23 protein-coding genes and 1 tRNA gene are annotated in these 21,977 nt (G+C 62.6%); 20 read left to right on the top strand and 4 right to left on the bottom strand.

From position 1 onward, the window contains the following. The first annotated feature begins 37 nt into the window (after positions 1-37). The gene (locus DWY95_RS07965; RefSeq protein ID WP_118553080.1) at positions 38-1,558 is read left to right on the top strand and encodes an SPOCS domain-containing protein; all 1,521 of its coding nucleotides are present in this window, start codon (positions 38-40) and stop codon (positions 1,556-1,558) included. 169 nt (positions 1,559-1,727) lie between these two features. After that, complete coding sequence (locus tag DWY95_RS07960) at positions 1,728-3,128, top strand: nucleobase:cation symporter-2 family protein (RefSeq protein WP_118553079.1); 1,401 nt, start codon at positions 1,728-1,730, stop codon at positions 3,126-3,128. 9 nt (positions 3,129-3,137) lie between these two features. On the opposite strand, the gene DWY95_RS07955 is transcribed toward DWY95_RS07960, so the two are convergent. Next, a complete protein-coding gene (locus tag DWY95_RS07955) occupies positions 3,138-3,779 on the bottom strand; it encodes a nucleotidyltransferase family protein (RefSeq protein ID WP_243082672.1) in 642 nt (213 codons plus the stop codon). A 144-nt stretch (positions 3,780-3,923) separates the two neighbouring features. Between DWY95_RS07955 and DWY95_RS07950 the strand changes: the two genes are divergently transcribed. Genes DWY95_RS07950 through yqeB form a run of 10 tightly spaced genes read left to right on the top strand, consistent with a single transcriptional unit; the run spans position 3,924 to position 13,068 of the window. Next, complete coding sequence (locus tag DWY95_RS07950; protein ID WP_118553078.1) at positions 3,924-4,703, top strand: FAD binding domain-containing protein; 780 nt, start codon at positions 3,924-3,926, stop codon at positions 4,701-4,703. Between the two features lie 16 nt (positions 4,704-4,719). Then, positions 4,720-5,190, top strand: coding sequence for a (2Fe-2S)-binding protein (locus tag DWY95_RS07945; protein WP_097792138.1), 471 nt, complete (start codon positions 4,720-4,722; stop codon positions 5,188-5,190). Further along, on the top strand, positions 5,187-7,475 hold the full coding sequence (locus tag DWY95_RS07940) for a molybdopterin cofactor-binding domain-containing protein (RefSeq protein ID WP_118553077.1): 2,289 nt from the start codon (positions 5,187-5,189) through the stop codon (positions 7,473-7,475). The genes DWY95_RS07945 and DWY95_RS07940 overlap by 4 nt, the downstream gene beginning before the upstream one ends. After that, on the top strand, positions 7,476-8,183 hold the full coding sequence (yqeC, locus tag DWY95_RS07935) for a selenium cofactor biosynthesis protein YqeC (protein WP_118553076.1): 708 nt from the start codon (positions 7,476-7,478) through the stop codon (positions 8,181-8,183). Further along, positions 8,180-9,211, top strand: coding sequence for a selenide, water dikinase SelD (selD, locus tag DWY95_RS07930; protein ID WP_118553075.1), 1,032 nt, complete (start codon positions 8,180-8,182; stop codon positions 9,209-9,211). The genes yqeC and selD overlap by 4 nt, the downstream gene beginning before the upstream one ends. 12 nt (positions 9,212-9,223) lie before the next feature. Beyond that, positions 9,224-9,829: a sulfurtransferase-like selenium metabolism protein YedF gene (gene yedF, locus DWY95_RS07925; RefSeq protein ID WP_337995338.1), complete on the top strand. Its 606-nt coding sequence runs from the start codon at positions 9,224-9,226 to the stop codon at positions 9,827-9,829. After that, on the top strand, positions 9,826-10,962 hold the full coding sequence (locus DWY95_RS07920; RefSeq protein ID WP_118553073.1) for an aminotransferase class V-fold PLP-dependent enzyme: 1,137 nt from the start codon (positions 9,826-9,828) through the stop codon (positions 10,960-10,962). Before yedF ends, DWY95_RS07920 begins: the two co-directional genes overlap by 4 nt. A 1-nt stretch (position 10,963) precedes the next feature. Then, positions 10,964-11,194 (top strand): DUF3343 domain-containing protein, encoded by a 231-nt coding sequence (locus DWY95_RS07915; protein WP_118553072.1) that lies wholly within the window; start codon positions 10,964-10,966, stop codon positions 11,192-11,194. A gap of 23 nt (positions 11,195-11,217) precedes the next feature. Continuing rightward, on the top strand, positions 11,218-12,249 hold the full coding sequence (locus DWY95_RS07910; protein WP_118553071.1) for an XdhC/CoxI family protein: 1,032 nt from the start codon (positions 11,218-11,220) through the stop codon (positions 12,247-12,249). Positions 12,250-12,252: 3 nt separating this feature from the next. After that, the gene (gene yqeB, locus DWY95_RS07905; RefSeq protein ID WP_118553070.1) at positions 12,253-13,068 is read left to right on the top strand and encodes a selenium-dependent molybdenum cofactor biosynthesis protein YqeB; all 816 of its coding nucleotides are present in this window, start codon (positions 12,253-12,255) and stop codon (positions 13,066-13,068) included. A 73-nt stretch (positions 13,069-13,141) separates the two neighbouring features. Here yqeB and DWY95_RS07900 read toward each other — a convergent pair whose 3' ends face one another. Both DWY95_RS07900 and DWY95_RS07895 read right to left on the bottom strand, forming a co-directional pair. Beyond that, positions 13,142-13,693: a DUF4364 family protein gene (locus DWY95_RS07900; RefSeq protein WP_118553069.1), complete on the bottom strand. Its 552-nt coding sequence runs from the start codon at positions 13,691-13,693 to the stop codon at positions 13,142-13,144. Between the two features lie 67 nt (positions 13,694-13,760). Continuing rightward, on the bottom strand, positions 13,761-14,696 hold the full coding sequence (locus DWY95_RS07895) for a S1 RNA-binding domain-containing protein (RefSeq protein WP_118553068.1): 936 nt from the start codon (positions 14,694-14,696) through the stop codon (positions 13,761-13,763). Positions 14,697-14,895: 199 nt separating this feature from the next. On the opposite strand from DWY95_RS07895, the gene DWY95_RS07890 reads away from it, so the two are divergent. The 7 genes from DWY95_RS07890 to DWY95_RS07860 all read left to right on the top strand — a co-directional run bounded on the left by DWY95_RS07890 (position 14,896) and on the right by DWY95_RS07860 (position 20,869). Beyond that, on the top strand, positions 14,896-15,087 hold the full coding sequence (locus tag DWY95_RS07890) for a DUF951 domain-containing protein (protein WP_097792148.1): 192 nt from the start codon (positions 14,896-14,898) through the stop codon (positions 15,085-15,087). Between the two features lie 45 nt (positions 15,088-15,132). Further along, complete coding sequence (prfA, locus tag DWY95_RS07885) at positions 15,133-16,227, top strand: peptide chain release factor 1 (RefSeq protein WP_118553067.1); 1,095 nt, start codon at positions 15,133-15,135, stop codon at positions 16,225-16,227. Between the two features lie 58 nt (positions 16,228-16,285). Then, positions 16,286-17,311 (top strand): L-threonylcarbamoyladenylate synthase, encoded by a 1,026-nt coding sequence (locus tag DWY95_RS07880; RefSeq protein WP_242960661.1) that lies wholly within the window; start codon positions 16,286-16,288, stop codon positions 17,309-17,311. Further along, the gene (gene coaE / locus DWY95_RS07875) at positions 17,308-17,937 is read left to right on the top strand and encodes a dephospho-CoA kinase (protein ID WP_118553066.1); all 630 of its coding nucleotides are present in this window, start codon (positions 17,308-17,310) and stop codon (positions 17,935-17,937) included. Before DWY95_RS07880 ends, coaE begins: the two co-directional genes overlap by 4 nt. 14 nt (positions 17,938-17,951) lie before the next feature. Then, complete coding sequence (locus DWY95_RS07870) at positions 17,952-18,503, top strand: lytic transglycosylase domain-containing protein (protein WP_242700060.1); 552 nt, start codon at positions 17,952-17,954, stop codon at positions 18,501-18,503. A gap of 69 nt (positions 18,504-18,572) precedes the next feature. Then, positions 18,573-19,973 carry an aminopeptidase gene (locus tag DWY95_RS07865; RefSeq protein WP_097792153.1) on the top strand — a complete coding sequence of 467 codons (1,401 nt, stop codon included), beginning with the start codon at positions 18,573-18,575 and terminating at the stop codon, positions 19,971-19,973. A 125-nt stretch (positions 19,974-20,098) separates the two neighbouring features. Further along, complete coding sequence (locus DWY95_RS07860) at positions 20,099-20,869, top strand: MerR family transcriptional regulator (protein WP_187116970.1); 771 nt, start codon at positions 20,099-20,101, stop codon at positions 20,867-20,869. Here DWY95_RS07860 and DWY95_RS07855 read toward each other — a convergent pair. Beyond that, complete coding sequence (locus DWY95_RS07855; protein WP_243082670.1) at positions 20,829-21,668, bottom strand: polysaccharide deacetylase family protein; 840 nt, start codon at positions 21,666-21,668, stop codon at positions 20,829-20,831. The two genes, DWY95_RS07860 and DWY95_RS07855, sit on opposite strands and share 41 nt — an antisense overlap. A 174-nt stretch (positions 21,669-21,842) precedes the next feature. Here DWY95_RS07855 and DWY95_RS07850 point away from each other — a divergent pair. Further along, positions 21,843-21,926: transfer RNA gene (locus tag DWY95_RS07850), tRNA-Leu, on the top strand. The last annotated feature ends 51 nt before the right edge of the window (positions 21,927-21,977 follow it).

Raw genomic sequence — 21,977 nt, 5'->3', positions numbered from 1 at the left:
TGTGCTATGCCAAACGGACAGGAAAGGAGCGCACAGGATGGAACTGAAGGTCTTTCGGGATGCGCTGCCCGCTGCGGGTGCGAACTGCACCGTCAAGGCGGAGCTCCCGCTGGAAACGGAGATCCTGATCTCCGATTATCTTCCGCCGGTGTTCAAGCTGGTCAAATGCTTTGCGAAACCGGTGGTGCTGCAAAAGCAGCTGCAGCCCGGCAAACTGACGCTGGAAGGCTATCTGCGCTGCATCGTGTATTACCAGGGCGAGGATGACGCGGGCCTCTGCCAGACGGAGCAGAAGCTGCCCTTCAACAAGGTGCTGGAACTGCCGGAGTTTGCCTTTACTGCATGGACGGCTCAGGTGGAGGGCCAGACCGAATACCTGAACTGCCGCTCGGTCACGCCCCGCCGCATCGAGGTGCGGGGAGCCTTTGGTCTGGTGGCGTCGGTCTACACCCAGCAGAAGACCGAGGTGCTCACGGCGCTGGCCGACGGCGGCATCGAGCAGCAGCTGACCACACTGGAGGGCGTCCGCCGCGCGGCCGTGCTCGACAAGCTCATCACGGTGGAAGGTGAGCTGGCCTTTCCGTCGCCGCCTGCCGCCATCCTGGACATTGCCGGGACAGCCTCCCTCCACGACCTCAAGGTCCTGAATGCCAAGGCTGTGGCCAAGGGGACCCTGCACGTTCTCTGCGCCTGGCGGGCAGAAGGGGAAAGCGCCCTGCAGAGCCAGAGCCTGGACCTTCCCTTCAATCAGGTGTTGGATGTGGAGGGCCTCAGCGAAGACTGCCGCTGCCTCTGCGTGGCCGAGCCGGTCGGGTTCACGGCCACACAGGGGGAGGGGGAAGCCCCCGGTTCCCTCAGCGCCACCGTGATGCTGCGTCTGCGGGCGTGGCGGCCCTACCAGCTGCAATGTGTGGCCGATGCCTTCTCGACGCAGTTTGAGACGGAGCCTGTGATGCAGAATCTCCGCACCGAAGCGCTACTCTGCGCCCTGAACGAGACGGCCACCCTGACCGGGTCCGGCCCGCTGCCGGATGCCGGGGCAAAGATCCTGGCCTGCTTTGCGGCCATCGGCCCGGCGCAGCTGCTCTGGCAGGAAACTGGCTGGGTGGTGGCGGCGCGGGTTCTTGTGACGGCGTTTGGCGAGAACAGCCTTGCTGAGCTGGAAAGCTACGAAAAGCCGCTGGAGCTGGCCCTGCCCATCCCGGCCGAAGCCGCCGAGACCGCAGCGCTCTATCCGGAGTGCTGGCTCAGCGTCGAAGACCTGCAATGCAGCTGCACGGGCGGTGCGCTGGATGTCTCGGTGACGGTCCGGGTGGAGGGTGCCATCCTCAGCCGCAGGCAGGCTTCCTGCGTGGGCAGCATTGCGCTGGGGGAGAAGCTGGCCCCTGCCGACCCGGAGATCTCCCTCCGCATCTATTACGCACAGGCCGGGGAAGCACTGTTTGCCATTGCAAAACGCTACCATGTTTCGCCGGGGCAGATGCTTGCCGCAAACGACCTCGCTGAGGGCACAGCGGCCATCGAAAAAGCACAGCGGCTTCTGATTCCCGGTGCATGACCATAAAAATGTCCGCACTTGTATCTCATGCGCGGACATTTTTGCTGGTAAAGTATGACTTATGAACAAAAAGTGAACAAAAAGACAACAAGCCCTCTCCCAATTCGACACAGGCTTTGTTATAATAATTTTTGTCGTTTGAAAACCGGTTTGTTCAAAGGAGAAGTTTATGATCAAAAATATTGAGTTGGAGAAGGCGGCTTACGACTTCAAAGCCAAGATGCCCCTTCGCCAGGCGATCCCGCTGGGCCTGCAGCATGTGTTCGCCATGTTCGTCGGCAACCTGACCCCGCTGCTCATCATCACGAGCGCCTGCGGTCTGGCGGGCGGCGAGTTCGCTGACCTGCAGATCAGCCTGCTGCAGAACGCCATGTTCGTGGCCGGCATCGTCACGCTGGTGCAACTGTTTTCCATCGGCCCGGTCGGCGGTCAGGTCCCCATCATCATGGGCACCAGCTCCGGCTTCCTGGGCGTGTTCAACAGCGTCGCGGCTTCCATGGGCGGCGGTGTGCTGGCCTATGGTGCCATCATGGGTGCGTCCATCCTGGGCGGCCTGTTCGAAACCGTGCTGGGCTTCTTCCTCAAGCCCCTGCGCAAGTTCTTCCCCTCGGTGGTCACGGGCACGGTCGTGCTGTCCATCGGTCTGTCGCTGATCTCGGTCGGTGTCAACTCCTTCGGCGGCGGCAACGCAGCCAAGGACTTCGGCTCCATGGAGAACCTGCTGCTGGCCGTCTTCGTGCTGGTGGTCATCCTGTTCTTCAAGCACTGGACCAATGGCTTTTTGAGCTCTTCCTCTATCCTCATCGGTATCGTGGCCGGTTACATTGCCGCCTTCATCATGGGCTTTATCCTGCCCACCACCGGTGTCACCGCCGACGGTGTGGAGTTCACCAAGGCATGGGTCCTGAATTGGAATAAGGTCGCACAGGCCAGCTGGTTCGCCATCCCCAAGCTCGTCCCGGTCAAGATCATCTTCGATATGCGCGCCATCCTGCCGGTGCTCATCATGTTCATCGTCACGGCCGTTGAGACCGTCGGCGACATCTCCGGCGTGATGGAGGGCGGCATGGGCCGCGAGGCGACCGATAAGGAGCTGTCCGGCGGCGTCATCTGCGACGGTCTGGGTTCCTCCTTTGCCGCCTGCTTCGGCGTCCTGCCCAACACTTCCTTCAGCCAGAACGTTGGTCTGGTGGCCATGACCAAGGTCGTCAACCGCGGTGCACTGGCGACCGGTGCCATCTTCCTGATCCTCTGCGGCCTCATCCCCAAGCTGGGCGCACTGGTCTCCATCATGCCCCAGGCCGTTCTGGGCGGTGCAGCCGTCATGATGTTCTCTTCCATCGTGGTGTCTGGCATCCAGCTCATCACCAAGGAAAAGATGACTCCGCGCACCCTGACCATCGTTTCGGTGGCGCTGGGCGTGGGCTACGGCATGGGTGCCAACGCCAGCATTCTGGCCCATACGCCCCAGCTGTTCCAGCTGATCTGCGGCGAGTCCGGCATCGTCCCCGCAGCCTTCGTGGCCATCGTGCTCAACGTTCTGCTGCCCAAGGACGAAGAGAACGCCTGAGCTTCCTCTTCAGATCAAAAACTGTTTTAGTTCCCGCAGGGCCTCCGGCGTGTCCGCGTCCAGAAGCTCTGCACGGTCTGCGGTGAACACATTGCAGACCCGCTCCGGGTAACGCCGGAGCAGCACACTGCCGCCTTTGCCTTCGGGCAGGGTGCGCAGGGCGGAAAAATAACCGCATCCAAACAGAACGGGGCTTCCGACAAGCGGTTCCGGGTCGTTTTCGGCCTGGAACGCCAGCCGGAAGATTGCCCGCTCTGTTTCTTTTTGTGTCCGGGTGTCGGCCACAAAGGCACACACCAGCGCCTCGACCGTCTCCCGCCGCAGCAGGGGCTGGTCGCCGGGCAGGAAGATGCAGCCCGCAAGGCCGGGCTGCAGAGTGAGCAGTGCTTCCAGCCCCAGCCGGACGGTGTCGTTCCGGCCCGGCAGTGCGTGGCGCAGGCAGGCCACCCCCAGCGTTTGGCAGAGCGTTTCCACCTCTGCCGACCGCGTCACGACGATGCGGCAGGCCAGCTGTGGAGTATCGGTGGCGTCCAGTGCCCGGCAGAGCAGCGGCCGCCCGCCGAAATCGGCCAGCAGCTTGTTGGAGCCAAACCGCCGGGCCAGCCCGGACGCCATGATGACACACCCGATCGGGCGAGAAGTTTCAGACATATAGATCCCTCCGCGTTGACGATTCCGCTTCTCCCCTGGGAGCACGGCGGCAGCGCAGGGCGGACGGAACCGATAATTCTAGTGGTATTATAGCGAAAAATGTGTTAAAATAAAAGCAAACAGCAAAAAAGAGAGGTACTGCGTATGATGACGATCCGGGAATACAAACGAGCGGAAAGTCTTGAAGAAGCCTGGCAGCTCAACCAGAAAAAGAACAATCGGGTCATCGGCGGCATGATCTGGCTCAAGATGGAAAAGATCAATGTCGGCACTGCCATTGATCTGTCCGGTCTGGGGCTGGATACCATCGAGGAGACGGAGGAGCAGTTCTCCATCGGAGCCATGGTCACCCTGCGGCAGCTGGAGCTGGACGCCGGGCTGGCCGCATATACGAACGGAGCAGTGCGGGAGTCCGTGCGGCATATCGTGGGTGTGCAGCTGCGCAACCTTGCCACCGTGGGCGGCAGCATTTACAGCCGCTTCGGGTTCTCGGATGTGCTGACCCTGTTCCTGGCACTGAACGCCTCGGTGGAGCTGTACAAGGGCGGCATCGTGCCGCTGGCCGAGTACGCCACCCGCCCCTACGACCGGGACCTCCTCGTGCGGGTGATCGTGCCGAAGGAACCGGCTGCGTTCTGCTACCAGTCGGTGCGGAACAGCCAGACCGATTTCCCGGTGCTGACCTGCGCCGCCGCCAAAACGGCCGAGGGCTATCGCTTCGCCATCGGTGCCCGGCCGGGCAAGGCAGTGCGGTTTGACCTGACGCCCAACGCGGCCGAGACGCCGGAGCTGCTGGCAGACCGCTTTGCCGCAGAAGTGCGGGCAGCGATCAAGACCGAGAGCAATCTGCGCGGCAGCGCCGAATACCGCAACCATCTGGCCGGAGTTCTGGTCAAGCGTGCGGTCTGCCAGCTGGAAGGGTAACGGAAAGGAGACCACGATGCAAATCACCATCATTCTGAACGGAACCAGAGTTTCCGCCGAGGCCGCCCCGGATACTCTGCTCATTGACTTTGTCCGCAGCCACGGCTGCTACAGCGTCAAGCGCGGCTGCGAGACCGCCAACTGCGGCCTGTGCACCGTCTTTCTGGACGACAAGCCGGTGCTGTCCTGCTCGGTGCTGGCAGCCCGTGCCGACGGCCACCGCGTCACCACGCTGGAGGGCCTGCAGGACGAAGCCGCAGAGTTCGGCGCGTTCATCGCGGATCAGGGAGCGGAGCAGTGCGGCTTCTGCAACCCCGGCTTCATCATGAACGCCCTGGCCCTTTTCCGCGAGAAGGAGTACCCCACCGAGGACGAGATCAAAGAATACCTTGCGGGCAATCTCTGCCGCTGTTCCGGCTACGAGGGCCAGCTGCGGGGCATTCAGGCATTTCTCGCATGGAAACGATCGAAGGAGGCCGCCGAATGAAAAACGTCAACAAACCGTTCCGGAAAAAGGACGCGATGCAGCTCGTGACCGGTAAGCCAGTGTACATGGACGATCTCGCTCCTGCCGACTGCCTCATCGTCAAGCTGCTGCGCTCGCCCCACCCCAACGCCATCGTCAAGACCATCAACACCACGGTGGCCAAAAAGGTGCCCGGTATCGAGGCCATCTTTACCTGGGAGGATGTGGACCAGAACGCCCGCCGCTACACCCAGGCCGGCCAGACCTACCCGGAGGCCAGCCCCTACGACCGTCTGGTCATCGACCGGCACGTCCGCTTTGTGGGCGATGTCGTGGCCATCGTGGCCGGTGCAGATGACAAATGCGTCGAGAAGGCGATGAAGCTCATCAAGGTGGAGTATGAGGTGCTGGAACCAGTGCTGGATTTCCACACTGCCAAGGACAACCCCATCCTCGTCCATCCGGAGGACAACTGGGAGAGCCTGTGCCCCGTGGGTGCGGACAACAAGCGCAATCTCTGCGCCCACGATGAGTGCGGCAGCGGCGATATCGACGCCGTGCTGGCCGACTGCGACGTGGTCATCGACCATGTGTATCACACCAAGGCCTGCCAGCAGGCGATGATGGAGACTTTCCGCACCTGCTGCTATATGGACCTCTACGGCCGTCTGAACATCCTCAGCTCGACCCAGATCGTCTTCCATACCCGCCGCAACGTGGCCAACGCGCTCCACATCCCCAAATCCATGATTCGCGTCATCAAGCCCCGCATCGGCGGCGGCTTTGGTGCCAAACAGACGGCGGTCTCGGCCATCTACCCGGCCTTCGTCACCTGGAAGACCAAAAAGCCCAGCAAGCTCATCTTCACCCGCGAGGAGAGCCAGACCGCTTCCTCGCCCCGCCACGAGATGGAGATGCACGTTCGCCTCGGTGCCACCAAAGAGGGCCTTGTGCGCGGCATCGACCTGTACACTCTCTCGAACACAGGCGCTTACGGCGAGCACGGCCCCACGACGGTGGGCCTGTCGGGTCATAAATCCATCCCGCTGTACGGCAAGGCCGAGGCCTTCCGTTTCGTCAGCGATGTGGTGTACACCAACCACATGTCCGCCGGTGCCTACCGCGGCTACGGCGCAACGCAGGGCCTGTTTGCCGTGGAGTCTGCCGTCAACGAGCTGGCGGCAAAACTCCACATGGACCCGTTCAAGATCCGCGAGATGAACATCGTCCGGGAAGGCGATGTCATGCCCGCCTACTACGGCGCAGTGAACACCAGCTGTGCGCTGGACCGCTGCCTGAAAAAAGTCCACGACATGATCGACTGGGACAACAAGTATCCCGTCCGCGACCTCGGCAACGGCAAGGTCCGCGCCGTCGGCATGGGCATGGCGATGCAGGGGTCCGGCATTTCGGGCATGGACGTCGGCAGCGCGACCCTCAAGGTCAACGATGACGGCTTCTATTCGCTGATCATCGGTGCGGCGGATATGGGCACCGGCTGCGACACCACCCTGGCGCAGATCGCCGCCGAAGTGCTGGACTGCGAGCTGGACGACATCATGGTTTTCGGTGCCGACACCGACGTCTCGCCCTACGACTCTGGCTCCTATGCGTCCAGCACTACCTACGTCACCGGCAAGGCCGTCGAAAAGTGTGCGCTGAAGCTGCGGGCACAGATCTGCAAGCTGGGCGCGGAGCTGCTCCACTGCGAGGAGAGCGAAGTGGTCTTTGACGGCAAGACCCTCTCTGTGGACGCCGACCCGACGAAAAAGGTCTCTCTGAGCGAGGTGGCATTCGCCTCTCAGTTCGGCCACATGGTGCCGCTGGAAGTCACCGAGACCCACACGTCGCCCCTGTCGCCTCCGCCGTACATGGTGGGTGCGGCCGAGATCGAGCTGGACAAAGAGACCGGCGAAGTCAAGGTCGTGGATTATGCCGCCTGCGTGGACTGCGGCACCCCCATCAACCCCAATCTGACCCGTGTGCAGGCCGAAGGCGGCCTGCTGCAGGGCATCGGCATGGCGCTGACCGAGAACATCACCTACGACAGCAGAGGCTGGCCGATGGAAAACTCGTTCATGCAGTATAAGATCCCCGCCCGTGTGGACATCGGCCGCATCCGGGTGGAATTTGAGAGCAGCTACGAGCCCAACGGCCCGTTTGGTGCCAAGTCCATCGGTGAGGTGGTCATCAACACGCCGCTGCCTGCCATTGCGGATGCAGTGTACAACGCCATCGGCACCCGCTTCTATGAGCTGCCCATTACCCCGGAACAGATCGCCATGGCCGTGGAGGAAACCCGCTGAATGCTGTCCGAAGCACAGTTCCCATTTCTGGCTGAAAAGGGCCATGTCGTCTCGCTGGTGGGCGGCGGCGGAAAAACGACGCTGCTCTATCAACTGTCGGCCCACTGCGCCCGCAAGGGCTGGCGGGTGCTGGCCGCGACCACGACCCACATCCGGCAGCCGGACCACAACATGGCCCATACAGAAGCCGAATGCAGCGCTCTCTGGGCTGCGGGGGAGTATGCCGTTCTGGGCACACCGGACGGCTGCGGCAAGCTGACCGCCCCGCCGCCGGACCTGCTGCACCGCTGGATGCCGCAGGCCGACGCCGTTTTTCTGGAAGCCGACGGCGCGAAACGGATGCCCTGCAAGGCCCCGGCGTCGCGGGAACCGGTGCTGCTGCCGGAATGTGACACCGTGCTGGCCGTAGCCGGGCTTTTAGCTCTGGGCCGCCCTTTGCGGGAGGTCTGCTTCCGGCTGGACGAAGCCTGCGCACTGCTGCACACCGCACCGGACGCCCCCCTGACGCCGGAGCTTCTGGCCGCACTGCTGGCCAGCGAAGCCGGTGGGCGGAAGCTGGTGGGAGAACGGGCGTTTTATGCAGTGCTCAACCAGGCGGACGACCCCGCCCGGCGGGCGCTGGGTGAGAAGACCCGGACCATCCTGTGGGAACGATATCATGTGCAAAGCGTTTTGACGCATTTTACAAAAGGAGAACGAGCCGAATGAGCGAAGAAAAGATCGTGTTCTGTACAGGCGGCGGCTGCACCGCCAAACTCGGCGCGGGGGTGCTGAGCCGCATTCTGGAAAAACTGCCGCGCGGCGAGCAGGACCCAAACCTGCTGGTCGGCTATGACAGCAAGGACGACGCGGCGGTCTACCGCATCACCGATGACCTTGCGCTGGTGCAGACGGTGGATTTTTTTCCGCCCATGGTCGATGACCCCTATACCTTTGGGCAGATCGCCGCAGCCAACGCCCTCAGCGATGTTTATGCGATGGGCGGCGAGGTGAAGACGGCCCTGAATCTGGTCTGCTTCCCGGAGAGCATGGACCTGAACGTCCTGGGCGAGATCCTGCGCGGCGGTGCCGAAAAGGTGGCCGAAGCGGGGGGCATCCTCGCGGGCGGGCACTCCATCGCGGACACCGGCGTCAAATACGGCCTCTCGGTGACGGGCCTTGTGGACCCGCACCGCCTGACCGCCAACGACACCGGCCGCCCCGGCGATCAGCTCATCCTGACCAAGGCGCTGGGCGTTGGGCTCATCTGCACGGCCAACCGTGTGGGCGAAGCCGCGCCGGAGCAGATGGAAGCCGCCATCCGCTCCATGACGACGCTGAACAAAACAGCGGCAGAGATTGCGCGGAAGTATGAGGTCCACGCTGCAACGGATGTGACGGGCTTCAGCTTCCTCGGCCACCTGCACGAGATGATGGGCGGGCGGCTCTCCTGCGTCGTGGATGCCAGAGCTGTGCCGGTGCTGCCCGGCGCATGGGAGGCGGCGGACGCCTGCCTGTACACCGCTGCAGGGCAGCGCAACCGCAATCATACCGGCCCGTTCGTCCGGTTTGAGAACGTGCCTTTCCCGATGGAAGAGATCCTGTTCGACCCGCAGACGTCCGGCGGGCTGCTGCTGGCGGCGGCCCCGCAGAAGGCGGAGGCGCTGGCGCAGGAACTGTGTGCGGCGGGCCTGCCTGCCGCCATCGTGGGCGAGATCCGGGACGCACAGCCCACGGAGATCACAGTGAAGTATTGAAAGGATAGAACGATGATGTTGAACGTAGATGCACGCGGGGATGCCTGCCCGCTTCCCGTTGTCAAGGCAAAAAAGGCCATCGCTGCGCTGAACGGTGCAGGCGAGGTGGAGGTTTTGGTGGACAATGAGATCGCCGTCCAGAACCTGACCAAGATGGCGCAGCAGAAGGGCTATGGCTCCAGCGCGGAGAAGCTGGCCGAGCGGGAGTACCGCGTCCGGTTCACGGTGGGCGATGCCTCCGCTGCGGCCGAAGAGCCTGCCGTCTGCACACCCGATGCCCGCACCGATACCGTGGTGGCCATCGCAGCGGATACGATGGGCGAGGGGGCCGAGGAGCTGGGCAGGACCCTGCTCAAGGCGTTCGTCTTCTCGCTGACCCAGCAGGAGAAGTTGCCCAGGACCATTTTGTTTTATAACGGCGGCGCGCACCTGACCTGCGAAGGTTCCCCGATGCTGGAAGACCTCAAGGTGCTGGAAGCCGAGGGCGTGGAGATCCTGACCTGCGGCACCTGCCTGAATTTCTACGGTCTGACCGAGAAACTGCGCATCGGCACCGTGACGAATATGTACGTCATTGCGGAAAAAATGCTGAACGCCGGGAACGTGGTCAAGCCGTGATCTACCTCGATCATGCCGCCACCACACTGCAAAAGCCGCCGGTGGTGGGGCAGGCGATGCTTGCGGCTTTGCAAACGGCGGGCAACCCCGGACGCGGGGCGCATGAACCGACCCTTCACGCGGCCCGCATCGTTTACGACACGCGCACGGCGCTGGCAGAGCTCTTCCACGCAGAGGACCCGGCCTGCATCGCTTTTGCGGCCAACGCCACCCAGGCGCTCAACACCGCCATCGGCGGGCTGCTTTCGCCCGGCGACCATGTCATTGCAACGGTCTGCGAGCACAATTCGGTGCTGCGGCCCCTCTACCGCCTGCGGGAACAGGGGGTACAGCTCAGCTTTGTGGGTGTGGACGACCGCGCCGTTCTGCGGTATGAGCAGTTCGAGCAGCTGGTCCGGCCCAACACCAGAGCGATCGTCGTCACCGGGGCATCGAATGTGACCGGCCATGCCACCGATCTGCCCCTTGTGGCGCGGGTGGCAAAAAAGCACGGCCTTCTGTTGATCGTGGACGCTGCCCAGACGGCGGGGAGCCTGCCCATCGACGTGCAGGCCCTCGGCATGGATGTGCTCTGCTTCACCGGGCACAAGGGGCTGATGGGCCCGCAGGGCACCGGCGGGCTGTATGTCCGGCCGGGGCTGCGGGTCGCGCCGCTTGTTGTGGGCGGCAGCGGGGTGCACAGCTTTGCCGAAGCCCACCCTGCAGAGATGCCCACGGCGCTGGAAGCTGGTACGCTGAATGTCCCCGGCCTTGCCGGGCTGGGGGCCGGGGTGCGCTGGCTGCTGGAACAGGGGGTCGAGGCGCTGCATACCAGAGAAATGGCGCTGACCCGGTCGTTCTGGGAGGGCGTCCGGGAGGTCCCCGGTGTCGTTCTGTACGGAACGCTGACAGCCCCCCGTGCGCCGATCGTCTCGCTGAACCTTGCCGGAGAGGACTCCGCCCGTGTGGCGGATGCGCTCTGGGAGGAATACGGCATCTGTGTGCGGGCCGGTGCTCACTGTGCCCCGCAGATGCACCGGGCGCTGGGCACCGTGGAGCAGGGCGTGGTGCGGTTCAGCTTTTCGCACCAGAACACCGAAGCCGAGGTGCGATGCGCCGTAAAGGCGGTCCGTGCGCTGGCATTGGAGGAATAAGATGCGAGCAAAACGACCGTATATCGTGCTTTCGTTCCGCGCTACGGTGGATGCCATGGCGTGGGAAAAGCGCTGCCTTGCCGAGCACATCCCCGGCCGGCTCATTCCGCTGCCGCGGGAGCTTTCCGCTGGGTGCGGTCTGGCGTGGCGGATGCTGCCGGAGGACTGGCAGTGCTGGCGGGAGCGCTTTGACCCTACCGCCTACGATGCCGTTGCGCAGGTGGAACAATGACTTGAAAAAAAGGAGACCCTTGCATGGAACCCCGAACTTTTTGTGATGCTTTGAACCGTGAGGCGGGCGATTACCTATTGGCTACGGTGCTGGAGGGCGCGGCGCAAGGGGCGCAGCTGCTGTTGTGCGGCGGTGTGCCCGTCTGGCCGGAACATCCGGCGGCGTGTCTGGAAGCACAGCTGCCTGCGCTGCAGCAGGTGACTGCCAGCGGAGTGCAGACATTTGGGGCGCTTCGTGTTTTTGCCGAGCGATTCGGTGCAGCCCCGCGTCTGGTGGTCTGCGGCGGCGGTCATGTGGGGGCATCGGTGGTGCGGCTGGCAAAGCTGCTGGGTCTGCCTGTCTGCGCCTTAGAGGACCGCCCGGAATTTGCCGGGCAGCTGCGGCAGGCCGGGGCCGACCCGGTGCTCTGCCTGCCCTTTGAAGAGGGCCTTACAGCAGTCTCCGGCGGAGCAGAGTGCTATTTTGTGGTCGTTACCCGCGCCCACAGCTGCGATGTCCAGTGTCTGACGGCCATTCTGCAAAAGCCCGCCGCCTATGTCGGCATGATGGGCAGCCGGGGCCGCGCGGCTCTGGTGCGCCGTCAGCTGACCGAAGCCGGGCTGGACCCGGCGCGGGTGGAGCAGCTCCGTGCGCCCATCGGTCTGGCCATTGGGGCCAAAACGGCGGAGGAGATCGCGCTTTCCATCCTCGCGCAGATCGTGCAGGTCAAGAGTGCCCGCTCGCTGACCGAGGGCTTCCCGCCCGCCATTCTGGAAGCATTCCGGGCGCTGCAAACGCCTGCAGTGCTGGCGACCATCGTGTCCCGCCACGGCTCCACGCCGCGGGAAGTCGGCTCCAAAATGCTGGTCCTGCCGGAGGGCAGGGCCGTAGGCAGCGTGGGCGGCGGCATCATGGAATACCGCATCCAGCAGCTGGCCGGGAAGATGCTGGCCGGGGCGGCAGCGCCCGCCCAATTGGCCGATCTCACCACCGACGGCACAGGCGATGATGCAGCCATTGCGGCCTGCGGCGGCTCCATGCAGGTCTTTTTACAGCGGATCGAACCGGAGGAATGAACGATGAAACAGGAAAAACGGATCGTGGTGCGGGGCGGCGGAGACCTTGCCACCGGCACCATCCACCGGCTCTGGTCTGCCGGGCTGCGGGTGCTGGTGCTGGAAGCAGAGCACCCCGCCGCCATCCGCCGTCAGGTGTCCCTGTGCGAGGCGGTCTATGAGGGCGAGACCACCGTGGAGGGCCTGCGGGCCGTGCGGGTGGCTTCGCTGGCCGAGGCAGACGCCGTCTGGGCACAGAACGCCGTCCCGGTTTTGGTGGACCCGAAGGGCAGCTGCCTGGCTGCGGCAAAGCCTGCCGTGCTGGTGGATGCCATCATTGCCAAGAAAAATCTCGGAACCACGCGGGATATGGCTCCGCTGACCATTGCCCTCGGCCCCGGCTTTGTGGCCGGGCAGGATGTGGACGTGGTGGTGGAGACCAAGCGCGGCCACAAACTGGGCCGCATCATCCGGGCAGGCTCTGCTGCGCCGAACTCCGGTGTGCCGGGCGTCATCGGCGGCTATGGGGCCGAGCGGGTCATCCATTCGCCCGCCGCCGGTGTGTTCCGGAATCGCCGCGCCATCGCAGATTTTGTGGAGGCTGGCGAGACCATCGCTCTGCTCGAAACGCCGGAAGGGGAGACCGTCCCCGTCACGACGCAGATCTCCGGCATCCTGCGGGGTCTTCTGCGGGATGGCTACCCGGTGCCGAAGGGCTTCAAGGTGGCCGATGTAGACCCTCGCCGCGAGGAGCTGGAAAACTGCTTCCTCATCTCCGACAAGGCCCGCTGCATCGCGGGCAGTGTGCTGGAGCTGGTGGCTGCTGAGCTTTGGAAATAACGAAAGAACGAGCAAAAGAAAAACCGCCGCCTTCCGGTCTTCCCGGAACAGCGGCGGTTTTTGCTTGCAGGGGTCAGTTCGTCTCTTCGGTGAGCTTGGTGATGAGCATCTGGTAGATCTCGTTGCCCTTGAGGATGAACTGCTTTTTCACGAGGTCAGCGCTGAGCCGGTCGGGTGTGCCGATGTTCAGGCAGAACAACTCCTGATCCAGCGCTTTGATGGTACAGCGGATGGAGCAGTGCCCATCCGGCTTTTCGGTGATGCGGGCCGCATACTGTGCCTCCTTGCGGGCCCAGGTCTGGCTGCGCAGCACGGCGGCTACGGCGCGCTCCCGCACACTGCGGGGCAGGTCGTAGGCCAGCTCCTGTGCGACCTTGCGCCCTTTTTCGGTGATGGTGTAGCGCCCATCGGCCAGCGTGACCAGCTTTTGCTGGGTGATGTCATCCAGGCAGGAGCCGATCTCAAAATAATTGACCAGCGCTTCCTCCATCAGGGCGTTTTCAATCTCCGTGCGGGTGATCGGCCCGGCATTCTTCACGAGATAACACAGCAGCAACCGGATCTCGGTGCTGTCGGTCAGCCCGCCGGGGCGGACACCGGCGGTAAAAGCATCGTTAGCGGCCATCGTTCTGCACATCCCCCTCAAGTTTCAGATTGCGGAAAATCATCTTCTTTTTATAGTATAAAGGGTTTTACGCCGGATTGCAAGCCGCAACCGAAAAATCGGTCTCGATCCGCTTGGGGCTGTCGGGCGTGGAGTAGAGCCAGTGGTCCAGGTGGCCTTCGGTGATGAAATAATGCAGCTCGAACCGGTGGCTCTGGCCGAGGCTGTGGTTTACGATGACGAGTTTGATCTTCATTTTTTCCGGCAGGATGTTCTTGATGTAAACACTCACAGCCTGGCCGGGGTGAAGATCCTGGCAGCTCTCGGCCAGCCCGGCCAGATTCGGCGCGATCTCGATGAAGGTTCCGTATTCTTCCACGCTGCGCACGATGCCCACCACCGTTTCGCCCACGGTAAAACCGGCGGCGTTCTCGGCCCAGGTGCCCAGCAGCTCCCGGATGGTCAGGACGAACCGCCCCTGCACATCCCGGCTCTTGATAACGCACAGGATCTGCTGCCCCACGCTGACCCGGTCGGCGGGGGAGGAGATGCGGCTGACCGACATGCAGTCGATGGGGAGCAGGGCGCTGATGCCGCATCCTACGTCGCAGAAAGCTCCGAACGGTTCGATGTGGGTCACGGTGCAGGGCAGGATGTCGCCGGGGCGGAGGGTGTCGAGGTAGTCTGCCTTGCACATCCGCTGCGCCTCGGCGCGGGAGAGCCGGTAGCAGGGCTGGCCGGCCTCATCGGTGCCCAACTCTTCGATGACGAAACAGGTGGGCCGCCCCACCCGCGTGAGCACGGCAATGTCCCGCACACTGCCCGTCTCGGCTCCGTCGGCACACTGCTCAAAGGGCATCACGGCCCGCACCCCGCCCAGTTCGAACCGCAGCTGGCGGGCCGTGTCGAATGCCAGTGCGGTGCTCTGCAAAATTTCGCGGCTGGCCATGGCCGCCCGCAGCTCCGCAGCCGAAAGCCGGTCTGCACTGCGGTAATTTCCTTCGGTACGATAAGTCTGCATCATTCTTCATTCCTCTTTCTGTGCTGTTTTTGTCTTGCGCACCCGCCGTTTTGCCCGGCGGCAGTAAAACCATATGCGCTGACAATTGCATTTTATACGAGTTTGGATTATACTATATCTGTATGCGGCGGCCGATGCAAAATCGGCGCGGGCCGCGATACGGGCCTGTGCCGGAGGGCACAGGCAGGAGGGAGAGCTGTTCATGGATATCGCAGTTGGAGATACCATCCTCACCCGCAAAAAGCACCCCTGCGGAGCGTCCAGCTTCGAGGTGCTGCGGGTGGGCATGGATTTCAAGATCCGCTGCACGGGCTGCGGCCGAGAGGTCATGCTGCCCCGCGCAAAGATCGAAAAAAACATCAAAAAGGTCCAGAAGCCCGGTGCCGCCGAGTGACGAACCGCCACATCCCATGAGAACGATAAGGAGAACTGCACAAGTATGTCAAAACTGTTTTCTCAGATGGATGCGGTCTGCCACCGGTTCGAGGAGCTTTCGGTCCGCCTGAACCAGCCCGAAACAGCGGCGGACCCGGCACTGTTTCGCCGCCTGATGCAGGAATACCATGAGGCCGAGCCAGTGGTGCAGGCCTATCAGGCCCTGACAACGGCGCAGGATCATCTTGCTCAGGCAAAAGCCCTGCTCGAAGGGGAGACCCTCGACCCGGACTTTAAGGAAATGGTACAACAGGAGATCGGCGAAAAAAGTCAGGATGTGGAAAAACTGGAAAATTCTCTCAAAATCCTGCTCCTGCCCAAGGATGTGAACGATGGCAAAAGCGTCATCGTGGAGATCCGCGGCGGGGCAGGCGGCGAGGAAGCTGCCCTGTTTGCCCACAGCCTGATGCGGATGTACACGATGTATGTGCAGAGCCGTGGGTGGGAGCTGGAAGTGCTCAACCTCAACGAGACGGAGCTTGGCGGCGTGAAGGAAGCCATCTTCGCGGTGAACGGCGCAGGGGCATACAACCGCCTCAAGTACGAGAGCGGCGTCCACCGGGTGCAGCGGGTACCGGAAACGGAGACGCAGGGCCGCATCCATACCTCCACGGCCACGGTGGCCGTGATGCCGCAGGCGGAAGAGGTGGACTTTGCGCTGGACCCGAAAGACCTCCGCATCGACACCTTCCGCTCCTCCGGCGCGGGCGGTCAGCACATCAACAAGACGTCCAGCGCCATCCGGGTGACGCACCTGCCCACCGGCATGGTGGTCGAATGCCAGAACGAGCGCAGCCAGTTCCAGAACAAGGATAAGGCGTTGGAGATCCTCCGCAGCCGCCTGTTGGCCCAGAAGCAGAAGGAACAGCAGGATGCCATCAATGCCGATCGTCAGGGCCAGGTGGGCACCGGAGACCGCAGCGAGAAGATCCGCACCTACAACTTCCCGCAGGACCGCTGCACCGACCACCGCATCGGCCTGACCGTGCACAATCTGGATAAGATTTTAGACGGCAATCTGGACGAGATCATTGATGCGCTGGCGACCCATGAGCAGGCCGAAAAGCTCCGCCAGCTCAACACACAAAGCGACAAATAATGCACCTGAAATGGTGTAAAGAATATATACTTTACAGATAGAAAGAACGATGATTCGCATGGAAATGAAAACTGAGATACTACCCGCCAAGGGCGAGGGCATCGCGAAAGCGGCTGCGCTGCTGCGGCGCGGCGAGCTGGTGGCCCTGCCCACGGAGACGGTCTACGGCATCGCAGCCGATGCCCGCAATGGGGAAGCTGTGGCAAAAATCTTTGTGGCCAAGGGCCGCCCGCAGGATAACCCCCTGATCGTCCACATCACCGGCCCGGAGATGCTGCCCGGCCTCGTCAGCGAGGTGCCGGAGCGGGCACAGCTGCTCATGGCGGCGTTCTGCCCCGGCCCGCTGACCATCATCATGCCGCGCGGCCCGGAGGTGGCGGCGGAGTGCTGCGCCGGTTTGGACACCGTCGGCATCCGGATGCCCAGCCACCCCGTGGCCCGTGCGGTCATCGAGGCCAGCGGCTGCGCCTTTGCGGCCCCTTCGGCCAACCTGTCCGGCAAACCCAGCCCAACCAACGCACAGGACGTCTTCACCGATATGAACGGCCGTTTGCCCCTGATTCTGGACGGCGGCGAGTGCGACTGGGGCGTGGAGTCCACGGTCGTGTCGGTCGTGGGCGATAAGCCCACCCTCTTCCGCCCCGGCCACATTACATTGGAAGACCTGGAACGCGCCCTCGGCGAAGAGGTCGAAGTCTCCAAGGCCATCCTCGAAAAGCTCCCGGAGGGCGCGGTCGTCCGCAGCCCCGGCATGAAGTATAAGCACTACGCCCCCAAGGCGGATGTCACCCTGCTGGACGGCACCTTTGAGCAGTTCAAGGCTTACGTGGAGGCCCACATGGACCAGAATCCCAGCTGCCTCTGCTTCACGGGCGAGGCCGAAAAACTCGGTGTGCCCTGTGTGGAGTATGGCCGCGAGGGCGATGGTGCCGACCAGGCAAAGCACATCTTCCGCAGCCTCCGCGCACTGGATGAGCAGGGCGACGGCGTCGTCTATGCTCGCTGCCCGCAGAAAGACGGCCTGTCCATGGCGGTGTACAACCGCCTCATCCGGGCGGCGGCTTTCCGGGTGATCGCGCTATGATCACGCTTGGCATCACGGGCCGCAGCGGCTGCGGAAAATCCACCGTGACCGCGGTATTCTCGGCCCATGGGGTCCCGTTGGCCGACGCAGACCAGATCTCGCGGGAGATGCTGCTGCCGTCTTCGCCGCTGCTGCCGGTGCTGGCCCGGCGGTTCGGGGCAGACATCCTCCGGGCGGACGGCTCGCTGGACCGCCGCCTGCTGGCAGACCGTGCGTTCGCATCGCCGGATGGCAAAGCGGCGCTGGACGCCATCACCCACCCGGAGATCGTCCGCCGCATCCGGCTGGCAAAACACGCTGCCGAAGAGGCGGGGGCTTCGCTCTTTGTGCTGGATGGTGCGGTCATCGTCGGGACAGAGGCCGAAGCCGAGTGCGACCGTCTGGCTGTGGTGACGGCTCCATTTGAAACGAGCGTGGCCCGCATCGCAAAGCGGGACGGCATCGCGCCCGAAATGGCAGCGCGCCGCCTGAACGCCCAAACGCCCGAAGAAGCCCTGCTGGCCCGCGCCGATTACGTTCTGCGCAACGACGCAGACCTTGCCGCACTGGAAGCAGCTGCGAACGCGCTTTGCGAGCAGCTGCTGGCGGAAGGCGGCACGAAAGGTGGTGCGCGACCCTCGGTTTGAATGCGAAGAGATTTTTGAACGGCCTCGTTCTGGTGTTTCTGGTGACGCTGGGCATCCTCTGCCTGCCGCCGGTGCGGACGCGGGTGGAAAAAACGCTCTATCCCTGCAAATATTCCGCCCTTGTGGAGCAGTACGCTGCCGAGTACGACCTCGACCCGCTGCTGGTCTACTCCTTCGTCCGGACGGAGAGCGGCTTTGACCCGGATGCTACATCCAGCGTCGAGGCCCGCGGCCTGATGCAGATGACCGAGGAAACCTTCCTCTGGCTGCGCAGCAAGATCGCGGAAGGGGAAAACGTCACCTTCGGGGATCTGTATGACCCCGCTGTCAGCCTGCGGTTCGGCTGCTACTACCTCCATCTCTGCATGGAGCGCTACGGCGGCGATGTCGCCACAGCGGCTGCGGCCTACCACAGCGGCTGGGGCACGGTGGATGCGCTGCTGCAAAAGGAAGAACACTCCGCCGACGGCATCACGCTGCAGGGCTTTCCCTACAACCAGATGCACCACTACGTGGAAAAGATCACCGCCTGCTATGCAGTGTATCAGAATCTGTATGGCACTTGATCCGCTTGAACCGGGCCTCCCGGTTTGAAATATTTAGGAATATAGAAACAGAAAGGCAGGAGAAATTCTATGGCAGAAAAAACTCCGACCCAGCAGCTGGCCGAAAAGCTGCTCTATAAGCCTGCTTACGTCGCCGACAAGGATGCAGACGTCAAGCAGAAGGCACACGCTTTTGCCGAGGGCTACAAGAAGTTCCTCGACAACGGCAAGACCGAGCGCGAAGTCGCCGCCGAGAGCGAGCAGATGCTCAAGGATGCCGGCTACGTGGAGTTCGACCCCAAAAAGACCTACCAGCCCGGCGATAAGGTCTACTTTGTCCAGTTCAAGAAGGCTGTCGTGGCTTCCACCATCGGCACCCGCAGCTTTGAGGACGGCTTCCGTCTGGTCATCGCGCATACCGACAGCCCCCGTCTGGACCTGCGCCCGACCCCGCTGTATGAGTCCGACCACCTGAGCTACTTCAAGACTCACTACTACGGCGGCATCCGCAAGTATCAGTGGGGCACCATGCCGCTGTCTATCCACGGCGTCTTCACCCGCGACGACGGCACCACCGTCACCGTCCGCGTCGGCGAGGACGAGGGCGATCCCGTCTTCTGCATCACCGACCTGCTGCCCCATCTGAGCGCCGAGCAGAACACCCGCACCCTGAAGGACGGCATCAAGGCTGAGGAGCTGAACATCCTCATCGGTTCCGATGCTGTGGAGGATGAGGACGTCAAGGAAGCCGTCAAGCTGAACACCATGATCCTCCTCCACGAGAAGTACGGCATCACCGAGAAGGAGTTCATGCGGGCCGAGATCGAGATCACCCCGGCTTACAAGTGCCGTGACGTCGGTTTTGACCGCTCCATGGTGGGCGGCTACGGCCACGATGACCGTGTGGACGCTTACCCCGCACTGATGGCTGAGATCGAGACCAAGGCCCCGGCCTACACCACTGTCTGTGTCCTCACCGATAAGGAAGAGATCGGGTCCGACGGTGTGACCGGTATGCAGAGCATGTATGCTTTCCACTTCATGCAGGAGCTGTGCCGCACTGCCGGTCAGGACGACATCCTGGCCTTCCGCAACAGCGTCTGCCTGTCCGCAGACGTCACCGCTGCCTACGACCCGTCTTGGGCCAGCGCCTTCGAGCCGATGAACGGCACCTATGCAGGCCGTGGCGTGGCGATCTTCAAGTACACCGGCGGCGGCAGCAAGGGTTCCGCAAGCGATGCCTGCGCAGAGCTGGTCAGCGATGTTACCCGGATGCTCGACAAGGGCAACGTGGCATGGCAGATCGGTGAGCTGGGCCGTCTGGACCTGGGCGGCGGCGGCACCATTGCCAAGTATGTGGCCAACCGCGGCATCCCCGTGCTGGACATCGGTGTGCCCGTGCTGTCCATGCACTCTCCCTTCGAGGTCATCCACAAGAGTGACCTGTACATGGCATATCGCGCCTTCAGCCTCTTCAACAACGCACAGTAAGCGCCATTGAAAAACCAGTGCCCCGGCAGGTTTTGTGCCCGCCGGGGCATTTTTGCGCTTTTTTGAGGAAAATACTTGACCTTCCACCGACTTTATGGTGTAGTGTAAGGGCGGAGGTGAAGCAAATGAACATCAAACAGGCTTCGGAACAGAGCGGGGTCTCCAGCCCCAACATCCGCTTTTACGAAAAAGAAGGGCTGCTGACGCCTGCCCGCAACCGGAGCAATGCCTACCGGGATTATACCGACGAAGATGTCCGGACTCTGAAACTGATCCGGATGCTTCGGATGCTGGATCTGCCGCTGCCCACCATTCAAAGCGTTCTCCGTGGAGAACAGCCGCTGGCCGAAGCAATCCAGGCACAGCAGGCAGTGCTGGAACAACAGGCCTTCCGGCTGGCGGGTGCGATCCGCTTTTGCGCGGAGCTGACCCGGCAGGCACCCCGGATGGAGCAGCTGGATGTGGACGACTGCCTGAAACGGATGCAGGACCCGCAGGAGCCGGGCGGATTCTTCACCGGCTGGCTCAAGGATTACCGCACGGTGGCAGAAAACGAACAGAAAAAGCGTTTTTATATCGTATCGGAGCAGTCCATCAACACCCCGGAGGACTTTGCAGAAGCGTTGCAGCGCTATGCCGAAGCGCAGGGAAGCCCCCTGCGCATTACAAAAGGCGGGATGTATCCGGAGTTTGAGTGGAACGGCATCCGCTACAAAGCATGGCGGGGGCAGGGCCGCTATTGCGATTCCATCTGCTGCGAAGCGGTCTTCCCGGAGTCGCTTCAAACGGGGCTGCCGCCCAGACGGGAGCGCCTGCTTCGATGGCTTTGGCGGCTGCTCCCTGCGGCGGTGGCCGCTATGGTGTTGGCAGCACTTGCTCTACGCGGCAGAATGTGAACCCCTGATCCCGATACCACTGGATGATGTCCGGCAGGGCCTCGGCGGTGGTGTGGGTGGTGGCGGAATCGTGCATCAGAACGATGCACTGGGTCTGTTCACCGGTCTCCCGTACCACATTGCGGTAGATGGTGGATGCGCTGGGTTTGCCGCCCACAGCATCCTCGGCGCAGACGTTCCAATCCACAGAGGTGAAGCCTTTTTCAGCGGCCTGCGCTTTCAGTTCGCTCATGATGCCTTTGCCGCCGTAGCGTCGGCTGACGGTGTTGGTGCTCCCGCCCGGAAAGCGCAGATAGCGGATGCTCTCGGTATAGACGTAGGGCGCGATGCGCTCCTTCAGCAGGGCAAGGTCCTGCCAGTAGGCGTCCGGGCTCCGGTAGATGTCGCTGTACTCGTGCGAGGCAGAGTGGAATGCGATCTGGTGCCCGGCGGCTTCTGCCTCAGCGAGAAGCGGCAGATACTTCTCGTTGTACCCGGTCGCCACCACAAAAAAGGTGGCCCGGACTCCGGCGGCGTTCAGCGCGGCCAGAACGTCCGGCGTCGTCTTGCTGGGGCCGTCGTCGAAGGTCAGGCAGACCCATTTGTCCGGTGGTGCGGGCGGCGTTTCCGGCACCGACCCGGCCGGCACTTCGCTTGCGGCAGGGGAGATGAAACCTTCGTCCGGGATGGGCGTCAGGTCATTTTCCCGGCACCCGATGACCGGCGCAGAAGCATAGAAACTCCCAAGCCCAAAACCTAAGCCCAGCCCCAGAAATAGAAGGATCGCGCCCTGTAATAAAAACTTTTTCTGCACCTTCACACCAAAAACCTCCTCATGCTGTGAATTTATGAAAAAGCGTCTCCGTACAAGATATGAGAGCCGAAAAATTCTATGAAAAACGCTTGACTTTCCCAGGAGATTATGGTACTATACTTGAGCAGTCCGCACCACGGTTTCACACCTCAGAGATCGGAGATTGCACCAAAACAGTATGCGAAGGTGGCGGAACTGGCAGACGCGCACGTTTGAGGTGCGTGTGGTTTATCCTTGGGGGTTCAAATCCCCTCCTTCGCACCATGACGAATGTTCTTACAGCATTTAGCTGTTAAAGAGCATTCGTCATTTTTT

It is taken from the genome of Faecalibacterium sp. AF28-13AC, from assembly GCF_003478405.1.
GTDB lineage: Bacteria > Bacillota > Clostridia > Oscillospirales > Ruminococcaceae > Faecalibacterium > Faecalibacterium prausnitzii_E.
This window is presented reverse-complemented; position numbering and strand designations above follow the sequence as displayed.

Coding starts and splice junctions, on each gene's coding strand:
- DWY95_RS07965 (WP_118553080.1), top strand. CDS start 38: ATGGAACTGAAGGTCTTTCGGGATGCGCTGCCCGCTGCGGGTGCGAAC.
- DWY95_RS07960 (WP_118553079.1), top strand. CDS start 1,728: ATGATCAAAAATATTGAGTTGGAGAAGGCGGCTTACGACTTCAAAGCC.
- DWY95_RS07955 (WP_243082672.1), bottom strand. CDS start 3,779: ATGTCTGAAACTTCTCGCCCGATCGGGTGTGTCATCATGGCGTCCGGG.
- DWY95_RS07950 (WP_118553078.1), top strand. CDS start 3,924: ATGATGACGATCCGGGAATACAAACGAGCGGAAAGTCTTGAAGAAGCC.
- DWY95_RS07945 (WP_097792138.1), top strand. CDS start 4,720: ATGCAAATCACCATCATTCTGAACGGAACCAGAGTTTCCGCCGAGGCC.
- DWY95_RS07940 (WP_118553077.1), top strand. CDS start 5,187: ATGAAAAACGTCAACAAACCGTTCCGGAAAAAGGACGCGATGCAGCTC.
- yqeC (WP_118553076.1), top strand. CDS start 7,476: ATGCTGTCCGAAGCACAGTTCCCATTTCTGGCTGAAAAGGGCCATGTC.
- selD (WP_118553075.1), top strand. CDS start 8,180: ATGAGCGAAGAAAAGATCGTGTTCTGTACAGGCGGCGGCTGCACCGCC.
- yedF (WP_337995338.1), top strand. CDS start 9,224: ATGATGTTGAACGTAGATGCACGCGGGGATGCCTGCCCGCTTCCCGTT.
- DWY95_RS07915 (WP_118553072.1), top strand. CDS start 10,964: ATGCGAGCAAAACGACCGTATATCGTGCTTTCGTTCCGCGCTACGGTG.
- DWY95_RS07910 (WP_118553071.1), top strand. CDS start 11,218: ATGGAACCCCGAACTTTTTGTGATGCTTTGAACCGTGAGGCGGGCGAT.
- yqeB (WP_118553070.1), top strand. CDS start 12,253: ATGAAACAGGAAAAACGGATCGTGGTGCGGGGCGGCGGAGACCTTGCC.
- DWY95_RS07900 (WP_118553069.1), bottom strand. CDS start 13,693: ATGGCCGCTAACGATGCTTTTACCGCCGGTGTCCGCCCCGGCGGGCTG.
- DWY95_RS07895 (WP_118553068.1), bottom strand. CDS start 14,696: ATGATGCAGACTTATCGTACCGAAGGAAATTACCGCAGTGCAGACCGG.
- DWY95_RS07890 (WP_097792148.1), top strand. CDS start 14,896: ATGGATATCGCAGTTGGAGATACCATCCTCACCCGCAAAAAGCACCCC.
- prfA (WP_118553067.1), top strand. CDS start 15,133: ATGTCAAAACTGTTTTCTCAGATGGATGCGGTCTGCCACCGGTTCGAG.
- DWY95_RS07880 (WP_242960661.1), top strand. CDS start 16,286: ATGGAAATGAAAACTGAGATACTACCCGCCAAGGGCGAGGGCATCGCG.
- coaE (WP_118553066.1), top strand. CDS start 17,308: ATGATCACGCTTGGCATCACGGGCCGCAGCGGCTGCGGAAAATCCACC.
- DWY95_RS07865 (WP_097792153.1), top strand. CDS start 18,573: ATGGCAGAAAAAACTCCGACCCAGCAGCTGGCCGAAAAGCTGCTCTAT.
- DWY95_RS07860 (WP_187116970.1), top strand. CDS start 20,099: ATGAACATCAAACAGGCTTCGGAACAGAGCGGGGTCTCCAGCCCCAAC.